General features: G+C 65.3%; 20 protein-coding genes. 8 read left to right on the top strand and 12 right to left on the bottom strand.

The window, feature by feature from the left end; all coding sequences use genetic code 11:
* Position 1: 1 nt before the first annotated feature.
* A complete protein-coding gene (gene metW / locus J4G32_RS12405; protein WP_210494276.1) occupies positions 2-625 on the bottom strand; it encodes a methionine biosynthesis protein MetW in 624 nt (207 codons plus the stop codon).
* Positions 626-630: 5 nt separating this feature from the next.
* Positions 631-1,800, bottom strand: a complete 1,170-nt coding sequence (gene metX, locus J4G32_RS12410; protein ID WP_210493422.1) for a homoserine O-acetyltransferase MetX — start codon at positions 1,798-1,800, stop codon at positions 631-633.
* Between the two features lie 163 nt (positions 1,801-1,963).
* On the opposite strand from metX, the gene J4G32_RS12415 reads away from it, so the two are divergent.
* Genes J4G32_RS12415 through J4G32_RS12425 form a run of 3 tightly spaced genes read left to right on the top strand, consistent with a single transcriptional unit; the run spans position 1,964 to position 4,907 of the window.
* Complete coding sequence (locus J4G32_RS12415) at positions 1,964-2,809, top strand: chorismate mutase (RefSeq protein ID WP_210493426.1); 846 nt, start codon at positions 1,964-1,966, stop codon at positions 2,807-2,809.
* A gap of 53 nt (positions 2,810-2,862) precedes the next feature.
* Positions 2,863-3,963, top strand: coding sequence for a pyridoxal phosphate-dependent aminotransferase (locus J4G32_RS12420; RefSeq protein WP_210493431.1), 1,101 nt, complete (start codon positions 2,863-2,865; stop codon positions 3,961-3,963).
* Complete coding sequence (locus tag J4G32_RS12425) at positions 3,960-4,907, top strand: prephenate/arogenate dehydrogenase family protein (RefSeq protein WP_210493438.1); 948 nt, start codon at positions 3,960-3,962, stop codon at positions 4,905-4,907. Before J4G32_RS12420 ends, J4G32_RS12425 begins: the two co-directional genes overlap by 4 nt.
* Here the strand turns inward: J4G32_RS12425 and J4G32_RS12430 are convergent.
* Positions 4,901-5,947 (bottom strand): DUF2125 domain-containing protein, encoded by a 1,047-nt coding sequence (locus J4G32_RS12430; protein ID WP_210493443.1) that lies wholly within the window; start codon positions 5,945-5,947, stop codon positions 4,901-4,903. The genes J4G32_RS12425 and J4G32_RS12430 overlap by 7 nt on opposite strands.
* A 76-nt stretch (positions 5,948-6,023) precedes the next feature.
* Here J4G32_RS12430 and J4G32_RS12435 point away from each other — a divergent pair, with 76 nt between their 5' ends.
* The gene (locus J4G32_RS12435) at positions 6,024-6,560 is read left to right on the top strand and encodes a gamma-glutamylcyclotransferase (protein ID WP_210493448.1); all 537 of its coding nucleotides are present in this window, start codon (positions 6,024-6,026) and stop codon (positions 6,558-6,560) included.
* 13 nt (positions 6,561-6,573) lie between these two features.
* On the opposite strand, the gene J4G32_RS12440 is transcribed toward J4G32_RS12435, so the two are convergent.
* From J4G32_RS12440 to ftsE, 5 genes are all read right to left on the bottom strand, one after another.
* Entirely contained in the window at positions 6,574-7,011 is a 438-nt protein-coding gene (locus tag J4G32_RS12440) for a hypothetical protein (protein WP_210493452.1), read from the bottom strand.
* Positions 7,012-7,089: 78 nt separating this feature from the next.
* Positions 7,090-7,833 (bottom strand): lysophospholipid acyltransferase family protein, encoded by a 744-nt coding sequence (locus tag J4G32_RS12445; RefSeq protein WP_210493458.1) that lies wholly within the window; start codon positions 7,831-7,833, stop codon positions 7,090-7,092.
* 87 nt (positions 7,834-7,920) lie between these two features.
* Entirely contained in the window at positions 7,921-8,562 is a 642-nt protein-coding gene (locus J4G32_RS12450) for a YdcF family protein (RefSeq protein ID WP_246505019.1), read from the bottom strand.
* A 184-nt stretch (positions 8,563-8,746) separates the two neighbouring features.
* A complete protein-coding gene (locus J4G32_RS12455; protein ID WP_210493462.1) occupies positions 8,747-9,721 on the bottom strand; it encodes a cell division protein FtsX in 975 nt (324 codons plus the stop codon).
* 5 nt (positions 9,722-9,726) lie between these two features.
* Positions 9,727-10,410 (bottom strand): cell division ATP-binding protein FtsE, encoded by a 684-nt coding sequence (gene ftsE / locus J4G32_RS12460; RefSeq protein WP_210494289.1) that lies wholly within the window; start codon positions 10,408-10,410, stop codon positions 9,727-9,729.
* 332 nt (positions 10,411-10,742) lie between these two features.
* Here ftsE and hpt point away from each other — a divergent pair, with 332 nt between their 5' ends.
* Positions 10,743-11,309 carry a hypoxanthine phosphoribosyltransferase gene (gene hpt / locus J4G32_RS12465; RefSeq protein ID WP_210493467.1) on the top strand — a complete coding sequence of 189 codons (567 nt, stop codon included), beginning with the start codon at positions 10,743-10,745 and terminating at the stop codon, positions 11,307-11,309.
* A 3-nt stretch (positions 11,310-11,312) separates the two neighbouring features.
* On the opposite strand, the gene J4G32_RS12470 is transcribed toward hpt, so the two are convergent.
* On the bottom strand, positions 11,313-11,819 hold the full coding sequence (locus J4G32_RS12470; RefSeq protein ID WP_210493474.1) for a TspO/MBR family protein: 507 nt from the start codon (positions 11,817-11,819) through the stop codon (positions 11,313-11,315).
* Positions 11,820-11,889: 70 nt separating this feature from the next.
* Here J4G32_RS12470 and J4G32_RS12475 point away from each other — a divergent pair, with 70 nt between their 5' ends.
* Complete coding sequence (locus J4G32_RS12475) at positions 11,890-13,044, top strand: trans-sulfuration enzyme family protein (RefSeq protein WP_210493479.1); 1,155 nt, start codon at positions 11,890-11,892, stop codon at positions 13,042-13,044.
* A 91-nt stretch (positions 13,045-13,135) separates the two neighbouring features.
* Positions 13,136-15,082, top strand: coding sequence for a bifunctional 2',3'-cyclic-nucleotide 2'-phosphodiesterase/3'-nucleotidase (locus J4G32_RS12480; protein ID WP_210493483.1), 1,947 nt, complete (start codon positions 13,136-13,138; stop codon positions 15,080-15,082).
* A gap of 19 nt (positions 15,083-15,101) precedes the next feature.
* Here J4G32_RS12480 and J4G32_RS12485 read toward each other — a convergent pair whose 3' ends face one another.
* The gene (locus tag J4G32_RS12485) at positions 15,102-16,001 is read right to left on the bottom strand and encodes a YihY/virulence factor BrkB family protein (protein ID WP_246505020.1); all 900 of its coding nucleotides are present in this window, start codon (positions 15,999-16,001) and stop codon (positions 15,102-15,104) included.
* 181 nt (positions 16,002-16,182) lie between these two features.
* Between J4G32_RS12485 and J4G32_RS12490 the strand changes: the two genes are divergently transcribed.
* Positions 16,183-17,046, top strand: coding sequence for a DMT family transporter (locus tag J4G32_RS12490; protein ID WP_210493494.1), 864 nt, complete (start codon positions 16,183-16,185; stop codon positions 17,044-17,046).
* 55 nt (positions 17,047-17,101) lie between these two features.
* Here J4G32_RS12490 and J4G32_RS12495 read toward each other — a convergent pair whose 3' ends face one another.
* Both J4G32_RS12495 and J4G32_RS12500 read right to left on the bottom strand, forming a co-directional pair.
* Positions 17,102-17,266 (bottom strand): hypothetical protein, encoded by a 165-nt coding sequence (locus J4G32_RS12495; protein WP_210493497.1) that lies wholly within the window; start codon positions 17,264-17,266, stop codon positions 17,102-17,104.
* Positions 17,267-17,378: 112 nt separating this feature from the next.
* Positions 17,379-18,467 carry a TRAP transporter substrate-binding protein gene (locus J4G32_RS12500; protein WP_210493502.1) on the bottom strand — a complete coding sequence of 363 codons (1,089 nt, stop codon included), beginning with the start codon at positions 18,465-18,467 and terminating at the stop codon, positions 17,379-17,381.
* Between the last annotated feature and the right edge of the window lie 77 nt (positions 18,468-18,544).

Here is an 18,544-nt window from a genome sequence, read left to right on the forward strand (position 1 = left end):
GTCAGCGGCGCTTCAGCAGGAACACCGCCTGCTCGCCCAGCATGTTCCAGGCCCACCACGGCAACATCATGCGCACCGGTTTGCCGCCGGCATCGAGGGCCGCTGCCCGCTCCATCTGCGCGCCGACTTCCGTGCACAGGGTGAGGAAATCACGGATCGTGCAGAAATGGATGTTGGGCGTGTCGTGCCAGGAATACGGCATGTTGTCGGTCACCGGCATGCGTCCGTTCACGAGCAGGTCGAGGCGCACGCGCCAGTGGCCGAAATTCGGAAACGACACGATGGCCCGCCGGCCGATGCGCAGCAGATGTTCCAAGACGATTTTCGGCTGCCGTGTCGCCTGGATCGTCTGGGACAGGATGACGTAGTCGAAGGCGTCGTCGGGATAATCCGCAAGGTCCGTGTCGGCGTCGCCCTGGATGACGGGCAGGCCCTTGGCGAGGCACGCATTGACGCCCTCGCGCGAGATCTCGATGCCGCGTCCGTCGACACCTTTCCGGTCGCGCAGGAGGGACAGCAGGGTGCCGTCGCCGCAGCCGATATCCAGCACCTTTGAGCCCGGCGCCACCATGTCGGCGAGCAGCAGAAAATCGAGCCGGGCGGTCGCGGTGTCGACGGCATGCATCTCCGTCACGTCAAGCCTCGCGCGCGGGCAGCCGCGTCGATGAACCCCCGGGCGGCCGCGAACATTTCGGGCTCTTCGAGCAGGAACGCGTCGTGTCCCTTGTCGCTCTCGACCTCGACGAAACCCACGGAGGCGGCCGCCGCGTTCAGCGCGTGGACGATGGCGCGGGAATCGGAGGTTGGAAACAGCCAGTCGGACGTGAACGAGATGACGCAGAAGCGCGTCGGCGAGCCCTTGAACGCCCGCGCCAGATGATCGCCATGATCGGCCGCCAGATCGAAGTAATCCATCGCGCGGGTCACATACAGATAGGAGTTGGCGTCGAAGCGCTCGACGAAGGAGAGGCCCTGATACCGCAGGTAGCTCTCGATCTGGAAATCCGCGTCGAACGAGAAGGTGGGGGCCGAGCGGTCCTGATAGTTGCGGCCGAATTTCCGGTGCAGGGCCAGTTCCGACAGATAGGTGATGTGCGCCCCCATGCGCGCGACGCCGAGCCCCTTCGACGGCCTTGTGCCCTCGTCGAGATATCTGCCGCCGCGCCAGTCCGGATCGGCCATGATCGCCTGTCGTCCGACCTCGTGAAACGCGATGTTCTGGGCCGAGTGCCGGGCGGCCGTCGCGATGGGGAGCGCCGAGAAAACCCGTTCCGGATAGGTCGCGGCCCATTGCAGCACCTGCATGCCGCCCATGGAACCGCCGAGCACGCAGAACAGGCTCGCGATGCCCAGCCGGTCGATGAGGGCCGCCTGCGCCCGCACCATGTCGCGGATGGTCAGGACGGGGAAATTGAGGTTGTGCGGGCGTCCCGTGGCGGGGTCGAGGCTTGCGGGTCCGGTCGAGCCGGAACAGCCGCCAATAACGTTCGAGCAGATGACGAAGAATCGGTCGGTATCCACCGGCCGTCCCGGACCCACCATGGTGCTCCACCAGCCGGGCTTGCCCGTCACAGGGCTCACATTGGCCACATGCTGATCGCCGGTGAGCGCGTGGCAGACGAGCACCGCGTTCGATTTGTCGGCATTGAGCGTGCCATAGGTCTGGTAGGCGATCTGCCACGGCGCCAGCGCGATCCCCGCATCCATCACCAGCGGCGCGTCGGGTCCGAAGCGCGCCACAGGGCTCGACGGAGCGTCGATCTGGTTTCTCGGCTCAAGAGGCAATGGGCTGTAGGACATCTGATCCGACGGACGTGTTCGGTCTTTCGAACAGCGGTAGTGCGGACCGGCCGGCCCGTCAACGCGCATGAGGTCCCACGGCGGGCCGCCGGGCCGTCGCAATGAAGGCTTGGCAGGCCCTGTCGAGACTGCGAAAAGAACGCGCCCGTGAGGAATGTCGCCCATGTCATCCGAGACGCCCGTCACCGTCCCCGCTCCCGCGCTCGCCGCATTGCGCCAGGAGATCGATCGCATCGATGAATCGATGCACCGCCTCCTCATGGAGCGCGGGCGCATCATCGACCGGTTGATCGCCGTGAAGAAAACCGGGGATTCCGGATCAGCCTTCCGTCCGGGGCGCGAAGCCTCGATGATGCGGGCGCTGGCCGAACGCCACGAGGGGCTTCTTCCTCTCGATACGGCGGAAGGCATCTGGCGGGTCATCATCGCCACCTTCACCTATGTCCAGGCGCCCTATGCGGTGCACGCCGACATTTCCGGCGGCGATGCCCCGATGCGTGATTCGGCGCGGTTCCATTTCGGCTTCACGGTGCCGTTACTGACGCACCCAAGTGCTGCGGCGGTGATCGAGGCGGTGGCGACCTCGCGCGGCGATCTCGGCGTCTTCCGGCTCGATCAAGGCGCGTCGAGCGGGGCGTGGTGGCGCATCCTCACCGAGCCCGACAGCCCGAAGATCATCGCCAGGCTCCCCTTCATCGAACGGCCGGGCCATCCGGCCGGGACGCCGGTTTTTGTCATCTCCAAGCCCCTGGCCGATGCGGCCGTTCGCGACGTGGTGCTCTACGCCGCGCAGTTCGAGCGCTGGCATCGGGGGGCGGGCGAGACCCTCGTGCGGCTCGGCGGCGAGGTGGTGGCAAGCGCTGCCGATGCGAGCGGCTTGTCCGAACTGATCGCCATTCCGGGCACCATTGACGCGAAGGCCCTCCGGGGCGCTCTCATGGACGCGGGGGCAAGCCTCGACGAGTTGGTCGAGGTCGGGGGGCACGCCGAACGTTTCCGCGTGAAATAGACCGCGACCTGCGCTAGAGGCACTGAGCAACAGACGATTTCCAGGAATTTTCCATGTCCGCACGTCCCGAACCCCGTCCCGGCGTCCTCCAGATTGACGCCTATGTTCCCGGCAAGAGTGCGGCCGCAGCGGGCGTCGCGAAAATCCACAAGCTGTCCTCGAACGAGACGCCGCTCGGCCCGTCGCCCCTGGCGATTGCGGCGATCCAGGTCTTCGACCATCTCGAACTCTATCCCGACGGCTCGGCGCTCCGCCTGCGGGAAGCAATCGGTGCCAAATATGGCCTGGATCCGGCCCGCATCCTGTGCGGATCGGGGTCCGACGAGCTGCTTTCGCTGATCACCAGCACGTATGTGGGGCCGGGCGACGAAGGTCTCTTTTCCGAGCACGGCTTTCTCGTCTATCGCATCGCCATTCTGGCCGCCGGTGGCGTCCCCGTGGTCGCGCCCGAGACGAACCACACGGCCGATGTGGATACGTTGCTGGCGAAAGTCACGCCCAGGACCAGGATCGTGTTCCTGGCCAATCCCAACAATCCGACCGGCACCTACCTGCCGTTCGACGAGGTCAAGCGCCTCCATGCGGGCCTGCCGTCGAACGTGCTGCTGGTTCTCGATGCGGCCTATGCGGAGTATGTCCGGCGCAACGATTACGAGGCGGGTCTCGAACTGGTGGCCACCACCGACAATGTGGTGATGACGCGCACTTTCTCGAAGATCTACGGCCTCGCCAATGTCCGCCTCGGCTGGATGGTCGGTCCGGCGCATGTGATTGATGCGGTCAACCGCGTGCGGGGACCGTTCAACGTCAACGGCCTTGCCATCGCGGCCGGCATTGCGGCGATCCAGGACGACGCCCATGTGACGAACGCCATCGTGCACAACGAGAAATGGCTGGCCTGGGTGACCGGCGAGATCGAAGCTTTGGGCCTCAAGGTCACGCCGAGTGTCGGCAATTTCATCCTCATTCATTTCCCCAAGGATGCGGGCAAGACCGCCAAGGATGCCGACGCTTTCCTGTCGGCCCGCGGGCTGATCCTGCGCCGGGTCGACGCCTATGGCCTGTCGGATGCGCTGCGCATGACCATCGGCGAGGAGGAGGCCAATCGCCTCGTCGTCGCGGCGCTGCGCGATTTTCTCGCGGGCGCGAAATGAGCGACCGTCTCGGCCCACCGCTGGAGACGCCGCTTTTCGGCCGCGTGGCGCTGATCGGGCTCGGCCTGATCGGCTCCTCGATTGCGAGGGCGTGTCAGCACCGCCATCTCGCCGGCACGATCGTGGCCATCGACCAGGACCCGGCGACCGTGGCGCGGGTGACCGCACTGGGCATCGCCGACAGGGCGACGACCGATGTGGCAGAGGGTGTGCGGGATGCCGACCTGGTCGTTCTGTGCGTCCCCGTCGGCGCCTGCGCGGCGGTGGCCGAGGCCATGAAGGGCAGCCTGAAACCGGGCGCCATCGTGTCCGATGTCGGATCGGTGAAAGCCTCTGTGATTGCCCAGGTCCAGCCCCACCTTCCGGAAGGCGTCGCCTTCGTTCCGGCCCATCCGGTTGCCGGTACGGAATACTCGGGTCCCGATGCGGGTTTCGCGACGCTCTTCCTCAAGCGCTGGTGCATCCTGACGCCGCCGGAGGGGACCGATGAGGACGCCGTGGAGCGGATGCGGGCTTTCTGGTCGGCGCTCGGGTCGGACGTCGAGGTCATGACCGCCCAGCACCACGATCTGGTGCTGGCGATCACCAGCCATGTGCCGCATCTCATTGCCTACAACATCGTCGGCACGGCGGCCGATCTCGAGACAGTGACGCAGTCCGAGGTGATCAAGTTTTCGGCCGGCGGGTTTCGCGATTTCACCCGGATTGCAGCCTCCGACCCGACCATGTGGCGGGATGTCTTCCTGCACAACAAGGAGGCGGTCCTGGAGATGCTGGGACGCCTCAACGAGGACATCGCGCTGCTCGCCCGCGCCATCCGGTGGGGCGAGGGCGACAAGCTGCACGACCTGTTCACGCGGACCCGCGCGATCCGGCGCGGCATCATCTCCGAAGGTCAGGAAACGCCAGAGCCCGATTTCGGCCGCCGCCGCGACGGTCAGTAGAGCGGCTGCAGGCGGATTCCCGGGACGACGAACGGCCCCATGGCGAGCTTGCCGTTTTCGAGCCGCAGTGGCGGCAGCGGGACGAGGGCCGGCTGCGCCGCCTGGGCGCCCCCGCGGGGTGATTGACCGAACAGGGCGCCGAGCAGGGAGCCGCCAATGCGCCCGCCCGTCAGGTTGCCGATGAGCCCATCGAGGCCCGCCGCCGACACGGTGAACTGGCCCGTAGGCAGATGGCGCTCGTCCAGCGCGAACGCGCCCTTGGCCTCTGCCCGCCGAGGGCCCTTGGCGATGGACAGCATCACCACATCGAGCAGGCCGCCGGCGCTGCGCCAGCGCTCGAGTTCCTGCGCCACAGGCCGGCCGCGAATGCCTTCCGCCTGCGTCACCGTGGCGTCGAGGGTGAAATCGGCCGGTTCTGCTCCGCCCACCAGCCGGTCGAGCGCGGGAATCTGAGCTTCCTTCAGGGAGATGGCTGCATCGAACGCCTTTTCGGCACTTCGCGAGGGGCTTGGTCTGACGTGGAGTTCGAGGTGGCGGCTGTTGCTCACCACGGGGTCGGCGCCCAGTCCCGTCAGGGTAAACCGGGGGGCGTCCGCGATCAGCGAAAAGCGCTGAAGTCCGCGCGAGGAGGCGTGGATGCTGCTCTGCAGCAGGTCCCAGGATCCCTCGAGGGTCGCCTGGCCGTCTGAGACCTGCAACGGTCCGTCGATCTGGGTGATCACGAAGGCGGGCTGATAGACCTGGGACACGGAAGTGACCCGGCCGAGCGAGGCCGTCACCGGACCCTGTTTCAGGGTCAGGGCTCCGCAGGTGAGCATGATCCGGAACGGATAGCCGCCAACCTCCCGGTCGGCGCAGGTCCATTCCCGGCCGCCGCGGGCCTCGGAGGCAAGCCAGGTATCGAGGGATGCCGTGGCCCGGTTCCGGACCACGAACCACGCGATGCTCCAGGCGATGGCGAGCAAGAACAGCAGGACGAAAGGCGTGTAGAGCCAGAACCGGCTGTGGCGGCGTTCTCCGGCCGCTGCGACGTCTTCCATCCAGAATCTCCTGTTGTGTCGTCAGTTCGTAACTGCTAGCGCCCGATCCAGGCAAGGACGAGGCAGGTCGGAAGGCATGATGGAGCCGAGCGGCGATCTATGGGTCTTCGGTTACGGCTCGCTCATGTGGCGGCCTGGCTTCCCGTTTGTCGAGCAGAGTCATGCCCATCTGTTCGGCTATCATCGCGCTTTGTGCATTCGATCGCATGTTCATCGCGGGACGCCGGAACGGCCGGGGCTCGTGCTGGGACTCGACCGTGGCGGCCGCTGCCATGGCGTGGCTTTCCGGGTCCCGGATGGCGAAGTTGAGGCGACGATCCGGTATCTGCGAGAAAGAGAGCAGGCGACGGCCGTGTACCTCGAACGCCACCTGCCGGTGCGCTTGCCGGATGGCCGAACGGTTCCGGCTCTCGCCTACGTGGCCGACCGCAAGCATCCGCAATATGCGGGGCGGCTTGCCTTCGAGGATGTCGTGCAGATCGTCCGTGGCGGCCGCGGCATCTCCGGCGAGAACCCCGACTATGTGCGCTCCACCTACGAGCACCTGCTCGGCATGGGGGTGGTTGACCCCCTGCTGCGCCAGGTTACCGAGGCGATCGCCACGGCGCCCTAACCGGGTGGGTTTTTCAGCAAGCCTGACGTGTCTCGTCCTGAATGAGGTCGTCCATGAGGGCGCGGCGTTCGGGCTCATCATAGGCGAGACGATGCACATGCATCTCGGTTGCGCCCAGATGTTGGACACGGGAAAGCCAGGCGGCGCGCGCTTCCTCGCCGAACAGGGGGCCGACCGTGGCGGTGGCGATCACACTGGCGGCGCCGGCCGCATCGCGTCTCACCGCGATGATCACCGCGTCGGTCACATCCATGACCTCGGCTGCCACGAGGGCGTGCACACCGACGATGTAGCGCCGTCCCGAGCGCCCCCGCCACGCGCTGAGCGCCGGGGCCGACCGAAGACCCACCGTGGCCCGCAACCGCTCCTCCCGCACGCCAGCCCTCCGCGTTCGTTCGTTGCGGAAATCCCGCATCGCCATGGACCAAGACACGATTCGTTTGTTCGTCATTTGTTCCAAGGTAAGAATCACCGACCGTTCCGTCAAGCCCGAACCACGCCCGGCGTCATCTCGCAATGAGGGACCGCCTCAGGGCTTGGCGTCCGCGTGACCGAGTTCGAGGCGTCCTTCCGCGAGCAGCCGGTCGGAGGCGGTCTCGATCTGCTGCTGCATCTGCTGGAAGAAGACCCCGCGCGGCAATCCCGGGGCGATGGGTTCGAGGATCTCGACCACGATGGTGCCGGGATGACGAAGGAATTTCCGACGCGACCAGAACAGGCCGGAATTGAGCGCGATGGGGAGGCACGGCGCCCCGAGGGCCTGGTACAGATGGCCGACGCCGACCTTGTAGACAGGCGGAGCGCCGGCGGGTCGGCGGGTTCCTTCAGGGAAGATGAGGATCTGGCGGCCATTCTGGATTTCCACCTTGGCGCGGGCCATCATTTTCATCAAGGCCTGCGCGCCGCCCTTGCGGTCGACCGGAACGGACCCGCCCTTCCAGGTGTACCAGCCGAAAAACGGGATCCACATCAGCTCCCGCTTCAGAATGAACGCCGGGTCGGCAAACAGGGTCAGCAGCGCAAACGTCTCCCACGCGGATTGGTGCTTGGCGGCCACCAGAAGGCCGCCGGCGGGAATGCGCTCGAGACCGCGAAACTCGACCTTGGTGCCGGCGATCACCCGCATGAACCACATGGACGACCACGCCCAGTATTTCGCACCCCGGATGAAAAACCGCCGCGGCATTGCCAATGCCGGCAGCAGGACGATCATCCAGAAGACAAGGTTGGCATAGAACGCGATGTTGAAAAGAAGCGAGCGCAGGATCAGCATGGGTCTCGACAAAAAAAGCGGGGCTTCATGCCCCGCGTGACGTCACTCTAGCATTCCACCGGCCGGTGGCCACCGCTTTTCGGCGGCTCAGTGGGGTTCGACCGCGGCGTAATGAACCGGCTTGCCGAGGATCTTGGCAACCTTGGACCGCTCCGGATCGGTCTCGAACCGGGTGCGCAGCCAGACCGCGACGAACTTCACGTATTCGGAGAACAGCACTTTGGCCGTGCCGGCATTGCTCCACCATTCGTGCGGATCGATGGTGGCCGCGACCGGATAGGGGATCTTCTGCAGGTTCGGCAGTGCGTGGTCGAGTTCCACGAGGGTGCGCGGCATGTGGTAGTTCGACGTCACGACGATGAGCGCGGCGAAATGGTTGCGTTCGGCCCAGCGGCGGGTCTCGATGGCGTTGCCGATGGTGTTGCGCGCGCGGTAATCGAGATCCACGCAGCAATCGAAGAGGCGGCGCTGACCCGGATTGAGGCGGGAAATCTCTTCGCGGCTGGTTTTTTCGTTGACGCCGGAAATCAGCAGACGCTTGGCATAGCCCTGCGCCAGAAGGTCGATCGCATCCCCGATGCGCTGCGCGCCACCGGTCATGGCCACAATGCCGTCAGCCCGCGTCTCGGGCTTCTGCTCAAACCGGTCGAGGCTGTAGACGAATACCAGAAAGCCCAGAAAACCAACGATCACCGACGTCATGAAGCCGTAGAAACCGCAGGTCGCCATGTGTCGGATCATCGATCGCCTCGAGGGAAGAGAAGGCGATCCGGGCAACGTCCAGCCCCAACCCACGGCCTCTTTGCTGTCTGTGGCGCCAAAAGCCGCCATATGCTGCGCTTGCGAGGTCATCACGTTGGACAATACTGCAGAATGAGGCAATGGCGAGGCAAGCTTGTCATGGCCGGCATCGTCAACCATTACCGTTAAGAAACCGTCTCACTGTCAACCGGGAGACGATTCCCGTCACCAGGGCGACCACCAGCGCGATCAAAACAACGACGCCGTATCCCCGCCATGAGATGCTGAAGGATCCGAACAGGGCCTCGATCTGGTCGCCGGTCGGGCTCGCTCGCCAGGATTGAGAGACAATCCCCAGGATCGTGGTGAGCACCATGGCGACACCCGCTCCGGCGGCGCTGCCCTTGAGGCCGAGCTTGAAGAAGCGCCGCTGAAATTCCCTGGCGATGAAGTCGTCGTTGGCGCCGACGAAATGCAGCACATCGACAACCTCCCGGTTGCCCGCCATGGCGCCCCGGGTCGCGAAGGTGACGGCAAGGCCGGCTGCGACCAGGACCAGTCCCACCAGAACCACGCCGACGGCGATGATCGTGTTGGCCATGGTGGACAGGCGCGACACCCAGAGGGCGTGGTCGTCCAGCGTCGCGCCGGGAACCTGATCCTTGAGCGATTGCCGGAGCTTCGTGAAATCCGGCCGAACCTCCTGCGCGAGCTTGATGACGATCAGGCGCGGGACCGGCAGGTCGTTGAAATCGAGCCCCGTTCCGAGCCAGGGTTCGAGCAGGCGCTCGGATTCCTGCTTGCTGAAGGGCAGGGCGCTCTCGACGCCGGTGGTCTGGCGCGCAAGCGAGACGGCCCGCTCCACATCCGCGTCGATGGAGCGCTGCGCGTTGGGCCTGACCTGGATGGTGACTTCCCGGGCGATATCGGACCGCCACTGGGCCGAGCTGGTGGCGACGAGTTCCGCGCCGCCGGCGCAGAGGGCTGCGAGGAATGTCAGGATGGCGATAACCGCCGCGAGAGCCTGTCCGCCGGCCGAATCGACCGGCACGAGGGGCGCGTTGCGCCGCAGGGATGTCGGCAGGGCGCGCTTGGCGCCTGCGGCTTCTGCCGGTTTCGCCTTGGGCGCCACGCGTTTTTTGACCATCCGGCTCATTCGTCGATATGCAGCCGGCCGTCGCCAAGAACGAGGCGGCGGACGTCGAGCTGGTCCATCAGGCCGAAATCATGGGTCGCGATGACCACCGAGGTCCCGAGCCGGTTGAGTTCGATGAACAGGCGCAGGAGGCGCTTGGCAAGCGAGGGATCGACGTTGCCGGTCGGTTCGTCGGCCAGCAGCAGGTCGGGCCGCACGATGAGCGCGCGCGCAATGGCGGCGCGCTGCTTCTCGCCGCCGGATAGGACGGGCGGGAGCACATGCATGCGGTCGCCGAGGCCGACCCAGCGCAGCAGCTCCACCACTTCCGCCCTGTAGCTCGCCTCTTCCTTGCCCTGCACGCGCAAGGGGAGAGCGACGTTCTCATAGGTGGTGAGATGATCGAGCAGGCGAAAATCCTGGAACACCACGCCCATGCGGCGGCGCAGGCCGGTGAGGTTGTCCTTGGAGATGTTGGAGACGTCCTGGCCGAACAGTGAGACGAGCCCGCGGGTCGGCCGCACCGACATCAGGATCAGCCGCAAGAGCGTCGTCTTGCCGGCTCCCGATGGCCCCGTGAGGAACTGGAAGGAATTGGGCTCGATCGACACCGTGAGATCGCGCAGAACCTCGGGGCCCATGCCGTAGCGCACGCCGACATTCTCCAGCTGCACGACCGGGGGGCCCTCGTCCTCGTCCATGTCGTAGTACGCTCTCACGCGCTGTCGAGCCATCCTTTGCAGGGTTGAAAGGGACGGCGCCGCTGCGCCGCCGGTGAGGCGATTCGCCAAGGTATGGCCTTTCCACCTTAACAATCCGGTCAATGCAAGATGCGCTTTCAAGACCGGCGTCAGGGTGGTTCGGCCCATGCTAGCGGATCTTGGCCGCCGGATGAACCGCTCACATCGGCAGGTTGCGGACTTTGAGGGAGCATTGCGGATGTCGTTTGACTTCGCCCGCGCGCCATGGTCGTGAATGAGAGCAATTCCCCGGGCCGAAGCTGTTGCGGCCCCTGTGTCTGGACGGATCGACCATGACGGCCTCTCCCCGCATTCGGGTACTCTTCGACGAAAAGACCATCGCCAGCCGCATCGAGGAACTGGCTCACGAGATCGCGGCTGCCGAGCCCAAGAACCTGCTCGTCGTGGCGATCCTAAAGGGCAGTTTCATGTATGCGGCCGATCTCATCCGCGCCCTGTATCGGGTCGGTCTGGAGCCGCAGGTGGAGTTCGTGCACCTGTCGAGCTATCTCGACGGCACGGTGTCGTCCGGGCAGGTGGCGATCCTGCGCGATGTCGAGAGCGATGTGCGCGGCCGCGACGTGCTGCTGGTGGACGATATCCTCGAATCAGGCCGGACCGTGACCTTCGCCAAGGACCTGCTGATGGCACGGGGTGCGCGCCGCGTGCTGACCACCGTCCTGCTTGAGAAACCCGGCAAGCGCGCGGTCTCCATCGATGCCGAATTCGTCGGCTTCAAATGCCCTGACGTGTTCGTGGTTGGCTATGGCATGGATGTGTCCCATTCCTACCGCCAGTTGCCTTTCGTGGGCGTGGTCGATCATCTGGACAGCGGTCCCGACCTGTTCGACCAGACCTGAGGCTCAGTTGAGCCGCCACACCGCAGCGTTGAGCGCCGTCGCGTAACTGACCCACGTGAGATAGGGGACCAGCAGCCACGCGGCTGCCCGGTCGAGCGGCCAGAAGGCGCGAATCGTCGCGATGATGGCCACAATCATGGCCAGAATGACGATGAGTCCGGCAAGCGGGCTATGCGCGCCGAAAAAAGCCCAGGACCACAAGGCGTTCAGGGCGAGCTGAACAAAAAACGTCGTCACCGCGGCCGTCCGTCCCGGCTGTCCGGCGGGCAGGGACAAAATGCGCCACAGGGCATAGGCCATCATTGCATAGAGCAGGGTCCAGACCGGGCCGAACAGCCAGTTCGGCGGCGTGAACCCCGGCTTGACCAGCCCGGCGTACCAGGTCGGGATATTCGGCAGCGTTGCCAGGCTGCCGAGGACGCTTGCTGCCGCAACCGGGATCACCGCGATGAGGAAGCGCCGGAAGGGCGGCGTGGGCGTGCCGGAGAACGCGCTGGGACTTGGATGCATGATCGTCTGATTCCCTGTAAGGGGTGGGCCGGTTCACGTCCGCAACCCGCCCCCCCCCTTGGAGGTTCCCATGCCGTCATCGCGTCCGCAATGGTCGAAGCGCAGTCTCACCGCGCAGGCGCTCGGTCACGTGGATCCTGTCACCAAAGCGGTGGTGATGCCGATTCACGTCGCCACCACCTACATTCGCGACGCAGATAACGGCTACTCGTCCGGCTTCGTCTACGGGCGGCCGGACAACGCCACCATCCGCGAGGCCGAGGCCGTGCTGGCGATGCTGGAGGAGGCGGAGGCCGGCGCGCTCCTGTTCTCGTCCGGAATGGCGGCCGCGACGGCAGTCTTCCAGGCCCTCTCGCCGGGCGACCATGTGGTGGCGTCCAAGGTCATGTACTGGGCGCTCCGCCACTGGCTGCTCACCGAGGCGACCCGCTGGGGCCTGCGCATCGACTTCGTCGAGACGGACGATCTCGACACCCTCAAGACGGCGGTCGTCCCCGGTCAGACCAAGCTCGTCTGGGTGGAAACGCCCTCAAATCCGCTCTGGACCATCACCGACATAGCGGGTGCAGCTCAAATCGCCCACGCGGCCGGCGCCCGTCTGGCAGTCGATTCGACCACCGCGTCGCCCTATCACACACGGCCCCTGACGCTGGGGGCCGACATCGTCATGCATGCGGCCACCAAGGTGCTGAACGGCCATTCGGATGTGGTGGCGGGCGTTCTGGCCGGCGCCAGGGCGGATGATTTCTGGGCGCAGATCGTCACCAACCGAAAAGGCCAAGGCGCCATTCTCGGGCCCTTCGAGGCATTCCTGCTGATCCGCGGTCTGCGCACCCTTCATCTGCGCCAGGCCGCCCAGGCCAAAAGTGCGATGGCGCTCGCCCAGCGGCTTGCCGCGCATCCTAGGATCGCCCGGGTTCTTTATCCCGGCCTGCCGCAGCATCCCGGCCACGACGTCGCGGCCCGCCAGATGGAGAACGGCTTCGGCTACATGCTGTCCGTCCAGGTGTCGGAGGGCGAGGCCGCGGCCATTCGCACGGCTGCCGGCGTCCGGCTGTGGAAACGCGCGACGTCCCTCGGGGGTGTCGAGAGCCTGATCGAACACCGCGCCTCTATCGAAGGGCCGGGCACCCCGTGCCCGCCCGATCTTCTCCGGCTGTCGACCGGCATCGAGGATGTGGAGGATCTCTTCCGGGATCTCGACGAGGCGCTGGGGGCGTCCTAGGCGGAAGGTCCGGCCGGCGCAATTGGCCCTTGTCATCATTCGTCCGATGATCTCTGTTATGCGAACGCTGTTTCATACGAGGGATCGTCCCATGACGTCGACCATCACCCGCCGCCGTGTTCTCCAGACAAGTGTTGCGGCCGCCGCGCTGACGGCGATGCCGCGTGCCGGCTGGGCCGCCGATCCGGTGGTCAAGCTGCGGGTGCTGGAAACCACCGACCTCCATGTGAATATTCTGCCGTATGATTATTACCGCGATGCCGCCGACGAGACCGTTGGCCTCGCGCGCACCGCGACACTCGTCACCGCGGCCCGCGCGGAGGCGAAGAACACTCTGCTGTTCGACAACGGCGACCTGATCCAGGGCTCGCCGCTCGGCGATTTCGTCGCCTACCGGCGCGGCATGAAGCCCGGCGACGTCCATCCCATGGTCGCGGCCATGAACACCCTGAATTACGATTGCGGTACGCTCGGCAATCACGAGTTCAATTACGGCCTCGACTTCCTGCAGAACTCGCTGGGCGGCGCGAAATTCCCGCTGGTCTGCGCCAACGTCATCAAGGCCAATGGTGAGCCTCTGCGCCGGCCCTGGCTCATTTTCGAGCGCGAGGTGGTCGATGAATCAGGCGCCAGGCACCCGATCAAGATCGGCGTCATCGGCTTCGTGCCGCCGCAAATCGTCCAGTGGGACAAGGCCCATCTCGACGGCAAGGCGACCACGGTGGACATCGTCGAGGCGGCGCAGAAGCATGTCCCCGACGTGAAGAAAGCCGGCGCCGATATCGTCGTGGCGCTGTGCCATTCGGGCATTGCCGGGGGCGAGCGCAAGGGCGGCGAAGAGAACGCCGCGCTGCATCTGGCCAAGGTCGACGGGATCGACGTGATCCTGACCGGCCACCAGCATTTCACCTTCCCCGGCGGCAAGGAATTCGACAACATCCCGGGTGTCGATGGGAAAGCAGGCACCCTGCACGGCAAGCCCGCCGTCATGGCCGGGTTCTGGGGCAGCCACCTGGGGATCATCGATCTCGACCTCACCAAGGGTTCGGCCGGCTGGAAGGTGGCGGCCTTCAAGACCGAGTTGCGGCCCATCTACGAGCGAGTCGATCGCAAGGTCGTGGCCAAGGTCGGATCGGACGCGCTGGTGGTGGCGGCCGTGCAGGCCGATCACGACGCGACGCTCAAATATGTCCGCGAGCCCGTCGGCTCCACGGCGGTGCCGATCCATTCCTATTATTCGCTCGTGGCCGACGACGCGTCCGTCAAACTCGTGGCCGAGGCGCAGGCCTGGTATGTGGCCGACCTGCTGAAGACCACGCCCTTCAAGGACCTGCCGCTGCTTTCGGCGGCCGCCCCCTTCAAGGCCGGCGGGCGCGGCGGGCCGAACTACTTCACCGAGATCAAGGTGGGGCCGCTCGCCATCAAGGACATGGCCGACATCTACATCTATCCCAACACCATCCGCGCGGTGAAAGTGACCGGCGCCCAGGTGCGCGAATGGCTCGAGCGCTCGGCCGGGATCTACAACCAGATCGATGTGGCCAAGGGCGGCGAGCAGGACATCATCAACGCGAAATTCCCGGCCTACAATTTCGACGTCATCGCCGGGGTCCATTACAAGATCGACCCGACCCAGGCCTCCCGCTACGACAATGATGGCAAGCTCATCAATGCCGACGCGCATCGCATCAAGGACCTGTCCTATAACGGCAAGCCGGTCGCTGACGATCAGGTTTTCATCGTCGCGACGAACAATTACCGCGCCGGTGGCGGCGGCAATTTCCCCGGTGCGGACGGCACCACCATCGTCCTCGATGCGCCCGATCTCACCCGTGACGCGATCATGCGGTACATCATCGAGCGCAAGGAAGTGGCCCCGAAACCAGACGGCTCCTGGTCGCTCGCAACACCGCCATCGAATGTCACGGCGACATTCCTCACCGGTCCCAACGCGTCGGCTTATCAGCCGGCGGGCATCACCATCGAAAAGATGGGCGACGCGCCCGAGGGTTTCGTGAAATATCGCATCGTCGGGTGACGCCGGACGCGTCCGCGGTTTATATCGGCGGCAGGACGACCGGCTCGTCGATCTGGTCCGGCGCTGGCTCGACCAGCGGGCGGGCGCGGCGGGCCACCATGATGGTGCCGTTGAGCTCGCCACCGAACAGGAAGATCGCCCCGAGGGTATAGAGAAACACCAGCGCCACCATGGCGGTCGCAAGGCCCCCATAGGTGGACGCATAGGCGCCGGGATAGAATTCCAGATACCAGCCAAATCCCAGGCCGCCGAGAAGCCACAGGAACAGGGTCGTGGCGACGCCGGGCAGGATGGACCGCCAGCGACGGCGGCCTGAGGGCACGAATTTGTAGGCGATCATCAACCCCGCCACGATCACGACAGTGGCAACCCCGATCCGCAGGAAATCGATCAGGCCGTCGAGAAACTGAAGCGCCGGCAGCCAGTGCAGAACGACCCGCCAGACAAAGGGGCCGAGCACCACGAAAAACGCCAGCACCAGCATCACGAACGCGCCGCCGATGACGAAGGCGATGGATTCGAGGCGCGTCACCCACCAGGGCCGCATTTCCTTAACGTCATAGGCGCGGTTCAGACCGACCCGCAGGGCTTCCACGGCGCTGGACGAGAAATACAGCGCCAGCACCAGACCGAAGGTGAGGATGTCGCTGCGCCGTCCGGTGAGGATCTTGTGAATCTCGTCGGCGATGGGCTGGGCCACTTCGCGCGGCCACGCCTCCAGAATGATGCCGGTCGCCTCGTCGGTGAGGGACCCGGCCCCGAACAGGCTCGCCAGCGCCGTCATCAGGATGAGGAACGGAAACAGGGAGGTCAGGACCGACAGGGCGATGTGGCTCGCGATCGCCCACGCGTCGTGCACGAGGAAGCGATTGATCGCGATCCAGAAAACTTCAAACAACAGGCGCAGGCGGCGGGTCAATCGGACATCTCCCGGGCTGCCGGACTTGGCGCGAGGACGGGCCTCCGGCAAGGCCGGACATCGCCGATCTGTCGAATATAGGTGGATCTTCATGACATGAGGTTAAGGACGCATCAAATGCGGACCTTTTGAACGAAAGTCTGTTACGGCCAGATCCTGCCCTGGGCCGGATCGGAAGACCATGACACCGTCGCTGCTTGCACGCCTCGCGCCTCCTCTTTTCGTGGTGATCTGGGCGACCGGATTCATCGTTGCTCGCACGGTCGCCCCGCATGCCGAGCCCCTGACCTTCCTGCTCGCCCGCTACGCCTTGGCCATTGTCGTGCTGGTCGGGCTCGTCGCCGCCGCCCGGGTGCCGTTTCCCCGTGATGCGCGCAGCTGGCGCAATGCGCTGGTGGCGGGGGTTCTGCTGCACGGATTTTATCTCGGCGGGGTGTTCTGGGCGGTCAAGCATGGCCTGCCTGCGGGAATCACGGCTCTCGTGGCGGGTCTCCAGCCGCTCGTCACCGGACTTCTCGCCCTGCCGCTGCTCGGCGAACGGGTGTCTCCGCGGCGGTGGCTGGGAATCGGGCTCGGCTTTCTCGGGGCGGTGCTGGTGATCCTGCCGAAGCTGGGCGACGGCGCGCCGCCGGCAGCGCTCCTCGCGGCGATCCTCGCCATGCTGTCGATCACCCTGGGCACCATCTGGCAGAAACGCACCGCCGGCGCCCTCGACATGCGCGTCAACGCAACGATCCAGTATATGGGCGCTGCCGCCGTGACCGCGCCGATGGTCCTGTTGACCGAGAACGCCCACATGGACATGTCCTGGCCGCTCATCGGCGCGCTCGCCTGGGCGGTGCTGGGCCTGTCCATCGGCGCCATCGGTCTGTTGCTCTATCTCATCCGCCACGGAGCCGTGACGGGAGTGGCGACGCTCCTCTACCTGGTGCCGCCGGTTGCCGCCGTCATGGCCTATCTTCTGTTCGGCGAAACGCTCAGTCTGATCCAGGTCGTCGGCATGGGCTGTGCCGCCATCGGCGTTGCCGTGGCCAGTCGCCCATGACGAAAAACCCCGGCTTTCACCGGGGTTCTTGAAAGACGCGCGGGCGCCACGCCGCCTATTTGGTGATCTTGACCGACACCGGATCGCTCGCCGGAAAGCTTTCTTCCTCGGCTTCGTCGAGCTTGCGGTCGAGACTCTCCTTCGAGTTCTCCGGAAGCTTCTTGTCGTCCTTGGCCTGCTCGACATTTTCGGCGTCGAGAATCTTCTTCTGATCGCTCATGCTGATTCTCCATGATCGAGGGTCGAGCCCCCTTTTGCCTTGGTCAACGCCGCGCTGGGATTGTGGATCGCCCGACGCGGCCGGCGCACCGTGGCACGCCGGCCCTCACGCGTCAGCGCGGCTGGCCCTGCTGGGTGTAATTATAATAGTCGAATGGCAGCTCGGCGATGCGGAACCAGGTGTATTCCTTTTCGCGGAACGCGTTCCAGGACTCGTACATCTTCTTGAACTTCTCGTTGCCGGCCGCGATCTCGCCGTAGAGCTTGAAGGCCTCCTTGTGGCTGGCGTCCAGCACATCCTTGGGAAAGGCGCGCAACTGGGCGCCCTGTCCGACGAGACGACGGACCGCGTCAGCGTTCTCGGCATCGTATTTCATCACGCAGGTGGCGTTGGCTTCGGCGCAGGCCAGCTCGACGATGGCCTTGTAATGCGCCGGAAGCGCGTTCCACTTCTCGAGATTCACAAAGAGCGACGGCTGTGCCGACCCTTCCCAGAAGCCCGGGTAATAGTAGTATTTGGCGACCTTCACGAAACCCAGTTTCTCGTCGTCATACGGCCCTGAAAACTCGACCGCATCGAGGGTGCCGCGCTCGAGGGCCGGGTAGATGTCGCCGCCGGCGAGCACCTGCGGCACTACGCCGAGGCGCTGCATGATCTGACCGCCCATGCCGGCGATGCGGAATTTCAGGCCCTTGAGATCATCGACCGAGTTGATCTCCTTGCGGAACCAGCCGCCCATCTGCGCGCCCGTCTGGCCCGCCGGAAAGCTGATGATGTTGTAGTCCTTCATGAACTCCCGAACGAGCGGAAGTCCGCCGCCGAACTGCATCCAGGCATTGTGCTGGCGCACGTTCAGACCCCACGGCACCGAGGTTTCGAACATGAAGGTCGGGTCCTTGCCGATATAGTAGCTCGACAGGGTGTAGCCGCATTCCACGGTGCCGCTCTGGACCGCGTCCATGACCTGCAGGCCCTGGACGATCTCGCCCGCCGCAAAGACCTGAATCTGGAACTTGTTATCGGTGGCCTCTGCCACCCGCTTGGCCACCTGCGCGCCTGCGCCGAACAAGGTGTCGAGGCTTTTGGGGTAGCTCGAGGCCATCCGCCATCTGATCTCGGGGGCCGATTGCGCGATCGCCGGGGAGGCGACGCCCGCTGCGGCGGCAAGTCCTGCGCCCTTGAGTACGGTTCTTCTATCCATGGCACTGTCCTCCTTGGTCGTGCGCCCTTGGGGCTGAGGGGCGACTAAACCCGAACGTGCCGTCGATGTCACCCGTG

Origin of the sequence: Microvirga antarctica (assembly GCF_017921815.1) — a bacterium.
In the GTDB taxonomy this organism is placed as follows: Bacteria; Pseudomonadota; Alphaproteobacteria; order Rhizobiales; family Beijerinckiaceae; genus Microvirga; species Microvirga antarctica.